We start from the raw sequence: 12,491 nt of genomic DNA, 5'->3' as shown, positions 1-12,491 counted from the left end.
ACCGGCTTGAGGTGAATTCGTGCGCTTGTTCCCCAATGTGCGGAAGAGTCCTGCAGCTTCATGACATACCCCCTTGCAAGTCCTCCCGAACCCCAGCCGACTCCTTTCAGAAGGCCCACATGGTGAGTGTTCAATCCCCTCCCGGTCGCGGTGAACTTCCCTACGCGCGCGTGCTGCTGCTGCCGGCCATAGCTATGGCCGCGGCGACCGGAGCCGCTGTCGCCCTGGTGACGGCGCCGGCCCGGCTCGCCGTCGGCTGGTGCGGTGGCATCGCCACCGTGCTGGTGATCGCGACGGCGGCCGAAGCGGTGCGCCGCGGCCGTGCCCTGCGGAAGCAGCGGGGCGAGCACGCCCGTCACAGCGCGCAGCTGGAACAGCGGATCGCCGCCCACGAGCACGAGTTGGTCCGCTTCTCGAGGGAGATCATCCCCGCGGCGCTCCGTCTGCTGAGCACCGGAGAATCCCCCAGGGAGGTGATTCGCAAGCTCGGCCTCGCCAACCCCGAGTACCGCGACCTCCCCGCCCCGCAGACCGAGACGCTGCTGACGGTGCTCAGGATCGTCGACCGCGAAGTGACCATGCGTGACGCTGCCGCTCGCTCCTTCGTCAGTGTCGCCCGCCGCGTCCAGTCGATCATCCACCAACAGGCCGAGGAACTCAGGGAGATGGAGGAGGACCACGGCCGCAACCCCGAAGTCTTCGACGACCTGCTGCGCATCGACCACGGCAACGCCCTGATCGGCCGCCTCGCCGACTCCGTCTCCGTCCTCGGCGGCGGCCGCCCCGGACGGCAGTGGCCCGAGCCGGTGTCCCTGTACAGCACACTGCGCGGCGCCATGTCCCGCATCCTGGAGTACCGGCGCATCCAGCTGTCCTCCATCGCAAAGATCAGTGTCAAGGGCATCTACGTCGAGCCCGTCATCCACGCCGCCGCCGAGCTCCTCGACAACGCCACGCGCTACTCGCCGCCGCAGACCAAGGTGCACGTCACGGCCACCGAGGTGCAGACCGGCGTCTGCATCGAGATCGAGGACGGCGGTGTCAACCTCAACGAGGAGGCGCGGGCCCGGATCGAGGGCATGCTGGAGGCCGCCAAGGCGGGCGTCGACCTGCAGGACATCGGCGAGCACCCGCGCCTGGGCCTGGCCGTGGTCGGCCGCCTCTGCACGGCGTACAACATGCAGGTCTCGCTGCGCGCCTCCGCGTACGGCGGTGTCCGCGCCATCCTCATCGTGCCGAGCGAGATGGTGACCCACGAGCCCGGTGTCGGACTCGCCCACGGCATCGGCGCCACCGGCATCCCCATGACCGTCGGCATCCCCGAGGGGCCGAAGCGCACGCCCAAGAAGCGCCGCCCCACCAACCCGCGCATCCCCGAAACAGTCTCCCTGGAGGACGACGATGTCCCCGAGGTCACCGAGTGGACGCCGAACGGCCTGCCGCAGCGCCGCAGCCGGGTGAAGATGTCCCTCACCGAGCGGATCGCCCAGCAGGCCGCCTACGACCGGGAAGACCGGGAGGCCGCCGCACGGGGTGAGGCGAACCCCTGGGCGACAGCGGAGCCCGAGCCCGAGCCCCTGCTCGACATGAATGCCCCCGACGCCCCCGGCAAGGGCCTCGAGGCCTTCTGGGAGGGACTCAAGCAGGGCATCGAACCCGGCACGCACCCGACCGACTTCCTGCGGAATCCGACCAAGTACCTGCACCTGATCAACGACCCGGCCCCCACCGAGGCCGACGACGAGGGGGACCTCAAGTGATCCAGCAGCGAGGCAACTTCGACTGGATGCTCAAGCAACTCGCCGACGGCGTGCCGGGCATCGAGATGATCGTGGTGCTCTCGGCCGACGGTCTGCGCATCGCCCGCCACGGCGGCGAGCCCGACGCGGCCGACCGGGTCGCCGCGGCCTGCGCCGGCCTGCAGTCCCTCGCGAGCAGCATCTGCCAGGAACTCACCGTCGGCGACGGCGAGATGAAGCTCGTCATGATCGAGATCGACCGCGGCTACTTCTACCTGATGAAGGCCGGAGCCAACGCCTTCCTCGCGGTGCTCTCCGACGTGCGGTGCGAACCCGGCCGGATGAGCGCGATGATGCGCGACCTCGTCGTCCGCATCGGCGGCCATCTCACCAGTCCGCCCCGGCGGAACGGGCAGATCGTATGACGCCTCCCCAACGCCAGAGGCGCGAGTCCGCCCCGGAACCGCCCAAGCCCCAGGAGGGCGAGGGCAAGGTCAGGAACCCGGAGCGGATGTACGTGGTGGCCGGCCCGGACGGTGAACGGGCCGAGCTCGACCTGGTGACGTTAATCGTGGCGCGTGCCGCGGACCCGCCGCCCTCCGCCTCGCCCGAGCAGGCGGCGCTGCTCCGGCTCTGCGCCGCCCCCCTGTCCGTCGCCGAACTGTCGGCCTACCTCAGCCTGCCGTTCAGCGCGATGGGCGTGCTGCTCACCGAGCTGCTGACGGCGGATCTGGTGACGGCGCGCTCCCCGATCGTCCGCCAGGCGGTCCCCGACCGTTCCCTCCTCGAAGCGGTGATGAATGGACTTCAAAGGCTCTGACACCATCCCGGGCCCCCGGGCCGAGGACCAGTTGCCACACACGGCACAGGCCGCGGCCAAGATCGTGATCGTGGGAGGCTTCGGCGTCGGCAAGACGACCATGGTCGGCTCGGTCAGCGAGATCAAACCGCTGACCACCGAGGAGACCATGACGCAGGCCGGCATCGGTGTCGACGACAACTTCGGTTCCGCGTCCAAGACGGCCACCACCGTGGCGATGGACTTCGGCCGGATCAGCATCACCGACCAGCTCGTGCTGTACCTCTTCGGCACACCAGGCCAGCAGCGCTTCTGGTTCCTGTGGAACGGCCTGTTCGAGGGTGCGCTCGGCGCGGTGGTGCTGGTCGACACGCGTCGGCTGGAGGTCAGCTTCGACGTGATGGGGCGCCTGGAGGAACGCGGCGTGCCGTTCGTGGTCGCCATCAACTCCTTCCCGGACGCGCCCCGTTACCCCATCGAGGAGCTGCGCACGGCGCTCGACCTCTCCCCGGACATCCCGATCATGGAGTGCGACGCGCGACGGCGGGCCTCCAGCCGCGACGTCCTGATGACCCTCACGCGCTTCCTGCACTCGCTCTCCATGACGGGCTCGCTCACCTGATCCCGTATCCGCCCCATCCCTTACCTCCCCCCTGTACACCTGGATTTACTTCAGTTTCGGAGCGACCACTGTGACGCCTGAATCCCACGCCTCGACGGGTACGGACGCCCCCCTGCCCGGCCCGCCCCCCGGCTGCCCCGCGCACGGCCCCGGGGCCGGGGGGCTGCCCCGGCTGCACGAGTCGGAGGACCTGGCAGCGCTGTACGAGCAGCTGCGGAAGGAGCACGGCCCCGTGGCACCCGTGCTGCTCCACGACGACGTACCGATCTGGATCGTGCTCGGCCATGCCGAGAACCTGCACATGGTGCGCTCGCCCACGCAGTTCTGCCGGGACAGCCGGATCTGGACCCCGCTCAGGGACGGCCTGGTCAAGCCCGATCACCCGCTGATGCCGCACATCGCCTGGCAGCCCATCGCCTCGCACGCCGAGGGCGACGAGCACAAGCGGCTGCGCGGCGCGGTGCAGGGCGCCATCTCGACCATCGACTTCCGCAGTCTGCGCCGCTACATCAACCGCAGCACGCAGGCCATCGTCAACCGGTTCTGCGAGCAGGGCGAGGCCGACCTCGTCGGACAGTTCGCCGAGCACCTCCCGATGGCGGTGATGTGCGAGATCCTCGGCATGCCCGACGAGTACAACGACCGTCTCGTCGAGGCCGCCCGCGACGCGCTCAAGGGCACCGAGACGGCGATCACCAGCCACTCCTACGTCATGGAGGCCCTGAGTCGGCTCACCGCCCGGCGCCGCGTCCAGCCGGAGGAGGACCTGGCCAGCTACCTGATCACCCACCCGGCCCGGCTGACCGACGACGAGGTCAGGGAGCACCTGCGCCTGGTGCTCTTCGCCGCCTACGAGGCCACCACCAACCTGCTGTCCAACGTGCTGCTCACGGTGCTGATCGACCCGCGCTTCCGGGCCCAGCTCAACGGCGGCCAGATGACGGTGCCGGAGGCGGTGGAGCAGTCGCTGTGGAACGAGCCGCCGTTCAGCACGGTCTTCGCCTACTTCGCCAAGCAGGAGACCGAGCTGGGCGGGCAGCGCATCCGCCGGGGCGACGGGCTGCTCTTCGCGCCGCTCCCGGCCAACGTCGACCCGCGGGTACGGCCCGACCTGTCCGCCAGCATGCAGGGCAACCGCTCCCATCTCGCCTTCGGCGGCGGCCCGCACGAGTGCCCCGGCCAGGACATCGGCCGCTCCATCGCCGACGTCGGCGTCGACGCGCTGCTGATGCGGCTGCCGGACGTCGAACTCGACTGCGACGAGGACGAGTTGCGCTGGACGGCGTCCATCGCCTCGCGGCACCTCGTGTCCCTGCCGGTGCAGTTCGCGCCGAAGCCACCGCAGGACGTGACGGAGACGCCGAACCACAACCACGTCCCCGCCCAGCGGTCCGACTGGCAGATCGGTATCACGCAACCGCAACCGCAACCGCAGCCCCAGCCCGTAGCGGTCGCCGCACAGCCGCAACCGGCCCCGGCGCAACCTCAGCCGGCCCCCGTGCAGCCGCAGGCGCAGCCGACGGCGCAGGAACCGGCCCGCCGCAAGGGCGTCTGGCAGCGCTTCCTGAGCTGGTGGCGCGGCTACTGACCGTGCGACGGGCCGTCGTACGTCCCGGCGGCCCACCGGTCGTGCGACGCCCAGGCCGCGAGCACCCGGCCGCTGCGGAACCGGTGCTCCACGCCCGTGACCGGGTCGGTGAACTCCAGGGCCCGGGCCAGCAGTTGGAGCGGGCGCCGGAAGTCGCCGGCCGGCACGGGCGAGGTGACCTCGGGGTAGAGGGGGTCGCCGAGGATCGGCACGCCCAGCGCGGTCATGTGCACGCGCAGCTGGTGGGTCTGCCCGGTGCCGGGCACGAGCCGGTACCGGGCGAGTCCGCCGGACCCGTCCGGGCGGTGTTCGACGAGTTCGACGCGGCTGACGGCGTTGGGCTCGCCCGCCACCTCCCGGGCGGTGAGCTCGCCGCGCTCCTTCACGATCCGGCTGCGCACGGTCCGGGGCAGGGTGAGGCCGGGCTCGTACGGGGCGACGGCCTCGTACTCCTTGCGCACCCGCCGGTCGCGGAACAGCGTCTGGTACGCACCGCGCTCCTCGGGGCGCACCGTGAACAGCACGAGTCCGGCGGTGAGCCGGTCCAGGCGATGCGCGGCGCCGAGCGTCGGGATGTCCAGCTCGCGGCGCAGCCGGGCCAGCGCGGTCTCGGCGACATGGCCGCCGCGCGGGGTGGTGGCGAGGAAGTGGGGTTTGTCGGCGACCACGATGTGCTCGTCCCGGTACACGACCTCCAGCGGGAACGGCACCGGCACCTCGTCGGGCAGCTCCCGGTGGAACCACACGAACATCCCGGGCACATACGGCGCGTCCGCCGGCACGGCCCGCCCGTCCGCCCCGACGATCCGCCCCGCGTCGAACATCCCGTCGACGACCCCGTCACCGGCCCCCGAGAGCCGCTCCACCAGATGCTCACGCACCGTGGCCCACGCCCCCGCGACGGGCAGTCGCACGCGCACCGGGTCCACCCCGTGGCGCTGCGGGAGGGGAGCGGGCGGAATGCGGGTCCTGCGTCTCATCGCGGCCCAGCGTACGAGGCGGGCGGGCACCGGCGGAAAACCACTGGGGCCGCCCACCGCCCCCTTGCCAGGATGTGGGCATGCCCTTCCTCATCAGCCCGGTCCTGACGCCCAAGGTCCTCACCGACCACCCGCAGCCCGCCCTGGCCACCGGCGACGGACTCCTCCTGCGCCCCTGGCGGGCCGAGGACGCCCCTGCGGTGTACGAGGTCTTCCAGGACCCCGTGATGCACCAGTGGCACGCCCGGACCGCCGACTCCGAGGAGGAGGTCGCCGGCTGGATCCGCGACTGGCATCAGGCGTGGGAGGAGGAGCGGGAGGCGCAGTGGGCCGTCGTCGCCCCGGACTCCGACCGGCTGCTGGGGCGGGTGGCGCTGCGCGAGATACGGCTCGACGACGGCGTGGCGGAGGTGGCGTACTGGACCGTCCCGGCGGCACGCGGCCGGGACGTCGCCGCCCGGGCCACGACCGCACTCGCCCGCTGGGCGCTCGACGAGATCGGGTTCCACCGTCTCGAACTGCTGCACGCCGTGCGCAACGAGGCCTCCTGCCGGGTCGCCTCGCGGACCGGTTTCGCCCTCGAAGGCACCAAGCGCAGCGCCATCCTGCACCCGGACGGCTGGCACGACATGCATCTGCACGCGCGCGTGCGAGGCGCCTGACCACGGTATGCCCGGGTCGGAGTGACGTGCTCGCGCCGCTCAGGCGGCGGGGGCGCTCTCCTGCTCCGCCTCGATGCGCGCGTTCCACTCCCGTTTCGAGGCCTGCCAGCCGTCCTCGTTGTGGCCGCGGCGCCAGTAGCCGGAGATCGACAGGTCCTCGCGGGAGATGCCGCGCTCGACGCGGAGCAGCTGGCGCAGCTCCTTCACGAAGTGCGCCTCACCGTGGACGAACGCGTGCACCCGGCCCTCGGGGAACTCCAGGCCCCGCACGGCCTCGACGAGCGCCTCGCCGAGCGGCCGGTCACCGCGGTGCAGCCAGACGACCTCCACATCCGAGTCGATCTTCTGCTCCTCCTCGGTGCCGGAGACCTCCACGAAGGCGTACGCCCTGGCCCCGCGCGGCAGTGCCTCCAGGGAGCGGGCGATCGCGGGCAGCGCGCTCTCGTCGCCGACGAGCAGATGCCAGTCGGCGTCCGGGTCGGGCGCGTACGCCCCGCCGGGGCCCATGAACCGCACGGTCTCGCCCGGCTGGACGCGCGCCGCCCACGGCCCGGCCAGACCCTCGTCACCGTGGATGACGAAGTCCAGGGTCAGCTCGCGGTGTTCGGCGTCCCAGTGGCGCACCGTGTACGTCCGGGTCACCGGCCACTGCTCGCGCGGCAGCTCGTCGCGGATGCGCTGCATGTCGAAGGGTTCCGGATAGGTCACACCCTCCGGCGGGAACAGCAGCTTCACGTAGTGGTCGGTGCATGAGCCCGCCGCGAAGTCGGCGAGACCCTCGCCACCGAGCACCACGCGCTGCATGTGCGGGGTCAGCCGCTCGGTGCGGACGACCTGAGCGGAGTGCGGTTTGCGCGGCTGGCGTCCCGGTCGCTCTGCCATGAGGGCCTCCCTGAATTCATGTGGTTAGGCTTACCTAAGTTAGCACCTGCCCCCACTTAACACCTCTCGAATGAGATGTTGATGAGAGCCACCGGCCTCAGGAGGGCCACCGGCCCCATGCAGAGGTCACGCCGCGAGCGTCGTCAGCAGGCGCTCCAGTGACCCGCCCAGCCCCCAGCGGGCCGCCAGTACCTCCAGCTCCGCCGAGTCGCGCGGTGTCCGCGGCAGCGCCGTCGTGACGTCCGGCAGCGGTACGTCGTCCGCGACCCGGACCACCTTCGGCGCGACCGCCAGATACGGGCGGGCCTCGTCCAGCCGCCTGCGCTGCGTCGGCGTCAGCTTCGACCCCCGGTCCTCGACCGCCGCCAGGATCCCGGCCAGGTCCCCGAACTCGGCCAGCAGCTTGGCGGCCGTCTTCTCGCCGATGCCCGGCACGCCCGGCAGGCCGTCGCTGGGGTCGCCGCGCAGCAGGGCCAGATCCGCGTACCCGCTGCCGTCGACGCCATACTTCTCGCGCAGCGCCGCCTCATCGGTGTGCTGCAACGTGCCCACGCCCTTCAGCGGATACAGCACGCGCACCCCGCGCGCGTCGTCCACCAGCTGGTACAGGTCGCGGTCGCCCGTGACGATGTCGACCGGGCCCGTCGCCCGCGCCGTGAACGTGCCGATCACGTCGTCGGCCTCGTATCCCGCGACGCCCACGCGCGCGATGCCCACCGCGTCCAGCACCGCCTCGATGACCGGCACCTGCGGCGACAGCGTGTCGGGCACCTCCTCCTCGTCAGGGCCGGCCGTGTGCTCCTCGGCGACGCGGTGGGCCTTGTAGGAGGGGATCAGCTCCACCCGCCAGTGCGGCCGCCAGTCGGCGTCCATGCAGGCCACGAGACGGTCCGGCCGATGGTCCCGGACCAGGCGGTCGATGAAGTCGAGCAGCCCGCGCACGGCGTTCACCGGCGTGCCGTCCGGTGCCTTCACCGAGTCCGGGACGCCGAAGTAGGCGCGGAAGTACAGGGAGGCGGTGTCGAGAAGCATCAGTCGTCCGGTCACGCCACGCATCATGCCGTACGCCACCGACAGCGACTCGCCTCATATGTGACGCGCCCCACTTGCGCGTTTGGAATTCGAGATCGGGGGGAGGCGCCGCCCGCGCGAGGCTCGTTGCACATTTCAACTGTTTGCGCCCTGCCCTCGCGCTGTTCTGTCGCCGTGAAAATTGAGGTGCACGTGTCAGCAAGGTTGCAGGCGGAGAGCCTGTACAAGGTGTTCGGCAGGAGACCGGACCGGGCGGTCGAGCGGCTCCGCGCCGGGGCCGACCGGGACGAGCTGCGCGCCGAGGGCGCGACCGCCGCAGTCATCGACGCGTCCTTCACCGTGGAGCCCGGTGAGATCTTCGTCGTCATGGGCCTGTCCGGCTCCGGCAAGTCCACCCTGCTGCGCATGCTGAACGGCCTGCTCGATCCGACCGCCGGACACGTGCGCTTCGACGGCCAGGACCTGACCACGCTCGGCGACCGTGAGCTGCGCGAGGTCCGCTCCAAGAAGATCAGCATGGTGTTCCAGCACTTCGCGCTCTTCCCGCACCGCAGCGTGCGCGAGAACGCCGCCTACGGTCTGGAAGTGCAGGGCGTGCCCCGCGCCGAGCGCGTACGCCGCGCCGACGAGGCGCTCGCCCTGTGCGGCCTGGCCGGCTGGGAGAAGTCCTGGCCCGACGAGCTGTCCGGCGGCATGCAACAGCGCGTCGGTCTCGCCCGCGCGCTCGCCACCGACGCCGACCTGCTGCTGATGGACGAGTCCTTCAGCGCCCTGGACCCGCTGATCCGCCGCGACATGCAGGACCAGCTGCTGGAGCTCCAGCAGAAGCTCAAGAAGACGATCGTCTTCATCACTCACGACCTGAACGAGGCCATGCGCCTCGGCGACCGGATCGCCGTCATGCGCGACGGCCGCATCGTGCAGAACGGCACCGCGCAGGACATCCTGCTGCGCCCGGCCAACGACTACGTCGCCTCCTTCACCCAGGACGTCGACCGCTCCCGCGTGCTCACCGCGGGCGAGCTCATGGACACCTCGGTCACCGGTGACGACCCCGGCTGCCACTGCGAGACCGCCACGGCCGACACCCCGTTCACGGAGCTCTGCGCGATCAGCGCCCGGCTCTCCCACCCCGTCTCGGTCGTGGACGAGGACAACAAGCTGATCGGCGTCGTCCCCCGGCAGCGCCTGATCGGCTTCCTCGGCGACGAGCGGGACACCACCCCGGAGCCCTGCGACTCCCCGCGGGACAAGGGCGGAGAGAAGGTGACCGCCCGTGCCTAGGATTCAGCTCGGCACCTGGGTCAACGACGCGGTCGACTGGCTCACCACCCACATGGGGTGGCTGTTCGACTTCTGCAAGACCGTCTTCCTCGGCCTCTACGACGGCATCAACGCCGTCCTCCAGGCACCCGAACCGCTGCTCCTCGCGGGCATCTTCGCCGTGATCGCCTTCTGGCTGCGCGGCACCCTCGCCGGGGCCCTCGCCTTCGTGGGATTCGCGTTCATCGACTCCCTCGAACTGTGGGAGAACGCGATGATCACCCTGGCGCTCGTCCTCGTGGCGACCGTCATCGCGCTGGTGATCTCCATACCCGTGGGCATCTGGGCGGCCCGCTCCGACCGCGTCAGCGGTCTGGTCCGGCCCGTCCTGGACTTCATGCAGACGCTGCCCGCGATGGTCTACCTCATCCCGGCGATCCTCTTCTTCGGCACCGGCGCCTCCGCGGGCATCGTCGCCACCCTGATCTTCGCGCTCGCCCCGGGCGTGCGCATGACCGAGCTGGGCATCCGGCAGGTCGACAAGGACCTGGTCGAGGCCGCCGACGCGTTCGGCACCACACCCCGCAGCATCCTGCTGCGCGTCCAGCTCCCCCTCGCCCTGCCCACGGTCATGGCCGGCGTCAACCAGGTCATCATGCTCGGACTGTCCATGGCCGCCATCGCCGGCATGGTCGGCACAGGTGGCCTCGGCGGCGACGTCAACCAGGCCATCGGCCAGCTCAACGTCGGCCTGGGCGCCGAGGCCGGTGTCGGCATCGTGATCCTCGCGATCTACCTCGACCGCATGACCAGCGCGCTGGGCACCCAGGTCTCCCCGCTCGGCCGCCGCGCCGCCGCCAGGCTCCGCGCCGCCCAGGGGCTGAAGATCTGGTCGTACCGGCCCCGCCCGGCCGTCGCCGTGATCGGCGTCGTCGTCCTCGCCCTCGTCTCGGGCGGCATGGGGGTCTTCGGCGGCGGCACCAGCTCCACCGCCGCGGCCGGCGGCAAGGACGTCGGCCAGGGCAAGAAGATCAGCATCGGCTACATCCCCTGGGACGAGGGCGTCGCCTCCACCTTCCTCTGGAAGGAGGTCCTGGAGCAGCGCGGCTACCAGGTCGAAGCCAAGCAGCTCGACGCCGGACCGCTTTACACCTCCCTCGCCCAGGGCGACATCGACTTCCAGACCGACGCCTGGCTGCCCACGACCCACGCCCAGTACTGGAAGAAGTACGGCAAGCAGCTCGACGACCTGGGCGCCTGGTACGACAAGACGTCCCTGGAGCTCTCCGTGCCCTCCTACATGAAGGGCATCGACTCCCTGGCGGACCTGAAGGGCAAGGCGTCGGAGTTCGGCGGCAAGATCACCGGCATCGAGTCCAGCGCAGGCGAGATGGCCCTGCTCAAGAGCAAGGTCCTCAAGGAGTACGGCCTGGACAAGGAGTACAAGGTCGTCGACAGCTCCACGCCCGCGATGCTGGCCGAGCTGAAGCGCGCCTACGCCGAGAAGGAACCGATCGTCGTCACGCTCTGGTCGCCGCACTGGGCGTACAACGACTACGACCTGAAGAAGCTCAAGGACCCCAAGGGCGCCTGGGGCAAGGGCGACGGCGTGCACACGCTGGCCCGCAAGGGCTTCGCGGACGACGACCCGACGGTCGCCGGCTGGCTGAAGAAGTTCAAGATGAGCGAGAAGGAGCTCACCAGCCTCGAAGCCGAGATCAACAAGGCCGGCAAGGGCAACCAGCAGGAGGCGGTCCGCACCTGGCTGAAGCAGCACCCCGGCTACGTCGACAAGCTCGCCCCGGTGAAGGGCACCGGAGGCGGGACGCCCGCCGAGGCCGAGCGACCGCTGGACGTGGCGTGGTTCCCCTGGGACGAGGACATCGCCGTCACGTACCTGTGGAAGAACGTCCTCGAACGGCGCGGCTACAGGATGAACCTGAAGCAGATGGACGTCGGCCCGGTCTACACGGGTCTGGCCTCGGGTGATCTCGATCTCAACTTCGACGCCTGGCTGCCCTACGCCCAGAAGAACTACTGGGACAGGAACAAGGACCGGCTCAAGGACCTCGGCACCTGGTACGAACCGACCTCCCTGGAGATCGCCGTGCCCTCCTACGTCAAGGGCGTCGACTCCCTGGAGGACCTCAAGGGCAAGGCCGGAACCTTCGACGGGAAGATCATCGGCATCGAGCCGGGCACCGGCGAGATGGACCTGCTGAAGAACAAGGTCCTGCCCGGCTACGGCCTGGACAAGGAGTACGAGGTCGTCGACGGCTCCACCCCGGCCATGCTGGCCGAGCTGAAGCGCGCGTACGCCAAGAAGGAGCCGATCGCCGTCACCCTCTGGTCGCCGCACTGGGCGTACAGCGACTACAGGCTGACCAAGCTGAAGGACCCCAAGAAGGCCTTCGGCGAGGGCAACACGATCCGCACCATCTCCAACGAGAAGTTCCCCGAGCAGTACCCGCAGCTCACGAAGTGGATCAAGAACTTCAAGATGAGCGAGGACGAGCTCGGCAGCCTGGAGAGCGAGATCAAGGACCGCGGCCAGGGCCATGAGGAAGAGGCCGTCGCCGCGTGGCTGAAGCAGCACCCCGACATGGTGGAGCGCATGACGCCGCAGTGAGGCCCGTTGCGGGGCGGGACGCGACACGCCGCGTCCCGCCCCGTACCCGTACCCGAACCCGAACCCGAACCCACGAGCAGGATCCGGACAACCACAGAGCGCTACGCCACCCCCCGAACCCCTCCGCCCTCCCTGTTCCTCCCGTAGGAGGAATCCGTACGCCGCCTCCTGGGACGGCGGATCCCTGGCGCGAACTGTGAGGTCGCGCACCACCTTGTATGACGTCGATGTGACGGGCGCATGCAGCGGTTTGCCGAATATGCGTAGGGTGCAGACAACTCAACAGAAGCGGTGT

Annotated in this window: 11 protein-coding genes; 8 read left to right on the top strand and 3 right to left on the bottom strand. The window is 70.3% G+C overall.

What is annotated here, in order from left to right; all coding sequences use genetic code 11:
- Positions 1 to 119: 119 nt before the first annotated feature.
- The 5 genes from ACZ6TU_RS20975 (at position 120) to ACZ6TU_RS20955 (ending at position 4,748) form a co-directional block, all read left to right on the top strand.
- Positions 120 to 1,760, top strand: coding sequence for a sensor histidine kinase (locus ACZ6TU_RS20975; protein ID WP_467675597.1), 1,641 nt, complete (start codon positions 120 to 122; stop codon positions 1,758 to 1,760).
- Positions 1,757 to 2,164, top strand: coding sequence for a roadblock/LC7 domain-containing protein (locus ACZ6TU_RS20970; RefSeq protein ID WP_467675595.1), 408 nt, complete (start codon positions 1,757 to 1,759; stop codon positions 2,162 to 2,164). The genes ACZ6TU_RS20975 and ACZ6TU_RS20970 overlap by 4 nt, the downstream gene beginning before the upstream one ends.
- Positions 2,161 to 2,559, top strand: coding sequence for a DUF742 domain-containing protein (locus tag ACZ6TU_RS20965; protein WP_469550174.1), 399 nt, complete (start codon positions 2,161 to 2,163; stop codon positions 2,557 to 2,559). The genes ACZ6TU_RS20970 and ACZ6TU_RS20965 overlap by 4 nt, the downstream gene beginning before the upstream one ends.
- Complete coding sequence (locus ACZ6TU_RS20960; protein WP_467675591.1) at positions 2,540 to 3,160, top strand: GTP-binding protein; 621 nt, start codon at positions 2,540 to 2,542, stop codon at positions 3,158 to 3,160. The genes ACZ6TU_RS20965 and ACZ6TU_RS20960 overlap by 20 nt, the downstream gene beginning before the upstream one ends.
- A gap of 70 nt (positions 3,161 to 3,230) precedes the next feature.
- Positions 3,231 to 4,748 (top strand): cytochrome P450, encoded by a 1,518-nt coding sequence (locus tag ACZ6TU_RS20955; protein ID WP_469550170.1) that lies wholly within the window; start codon positions 3,231 to 3,233, stop codon positions 4,746 to 4,748.
- On the opposite strand, the gene ACZ6TU_RS20950 is transcribed toward ACZ6TU_RS20955, so the two are convergent.
- Positions 4,742 to 5,728: an RluA family pseudouridine synthase gene (locus ACZ6TU_RS20950; RefSeq protein ID WP_467675587.1), complete on the bottom strand. Its 987-nt coding sequence runs from the start codon at positions 5,726 to 5,728 to the stop codon at positions 4,742 to 4,744. The genes ACZ6TU_RS20955 and ACZ6TU_RS20950 overlap by 7 nt on opposite strands.
- 80 nt (positions 5,729 to 5,808) lie before the next feature.
- Between ACZ6TU_RS20950 and ACZ6TU_RS20945 the strand changes: the two genes are divergently transcribed.
- Positions 5,809 to 6,390 carry a GNAT family N-acetyltransferase gene (locus ACZ6TU_RS20945; protein ID WP_469550168.1) on the top strand — a complete coding sequence of 194 codons (582 nt, stop codon included), beginning with the start codon at positions 5,809 to 5,811 and terminating at the stop codon, positions 6,388 to 6,390.
- Positions 6,391 to 6,429: 39 nt separating this feature from the next.
- On the opposite strand, the gene ACZ6TU_RS20940 is transcribed toward ACZ6TU_RS20945, so the two are convergent.
- Together ACZ6TU_RS20940 and ACZ6TU_RS20935 are read right to left on the bottom strand one after the other, a co-directional pair.
- Complete coding sequence (locus ACZ6TU_RS20940) at positions 6,430 to 7,272, bottom strand: siderophore-interacting protein (RefSeq protein WP_467675583.1); 843 nt, start codon at positions 7,270 to 7,272, stop codon at positions 6,430 to 6,432.
- A 126-nt stretch (positions 7,273 to 7,398) separates the two neighbouring features.
- A complete protein-coding gene (locus ACZ6TU_RS20935; RefSeq protein ID WP_467675917.1) occupies positions 7,399 to 8,304 on the bottom strand; it encodes a 5'-3' exonuclease in 906 nt (301 codons plus the stop codon).
- Positions 8,305 to 8,496: 192 nt separating this feature from the next.
- On the opposite strand from ACZ6TU_RS20935, the gene ACZ6TU_RS20930 reads away from it, so the two are divergent.
- Together ACZ6TU_RS20930 and ACZ6TU_RS20925 are read left to right on the top strand one after the other, a co-directional pair.
- Entirely contained in the window at positions 8,497 to 9,588 is a 1,092-nt protein-coding gene (locus ACZ6TU_RS20930; RefSeq protein ID WP_467675582.1) for a quaternary amine ABC transporter ATP-binding protein, read from the top strand.
- Entirely contained in the window at positions 9,581 to 12,196 is a 2,616-nt protein-coding gene (locus tag ACZ6TU_RS20925; protein ID WP_469550164.1) for an ABC transporter permease/substrate binding protein, read from the top strand. The genes ACZ6TU_RS20930 and ACZ6TU_RS20925 overlap by 8 nt, the downstream gene beginning before the upstream one ends.
- Positions 12,197 to 12,491: the final 295 nt, after the last annotated feature.

Source organism: Streptomyces sp. NPDC052064, from assembly GCF_055585925.1.
Note: the sequence above shows the minus strand (reverse complement) of the source record. Positions and strands in the feature narration are given on the sequence as shown.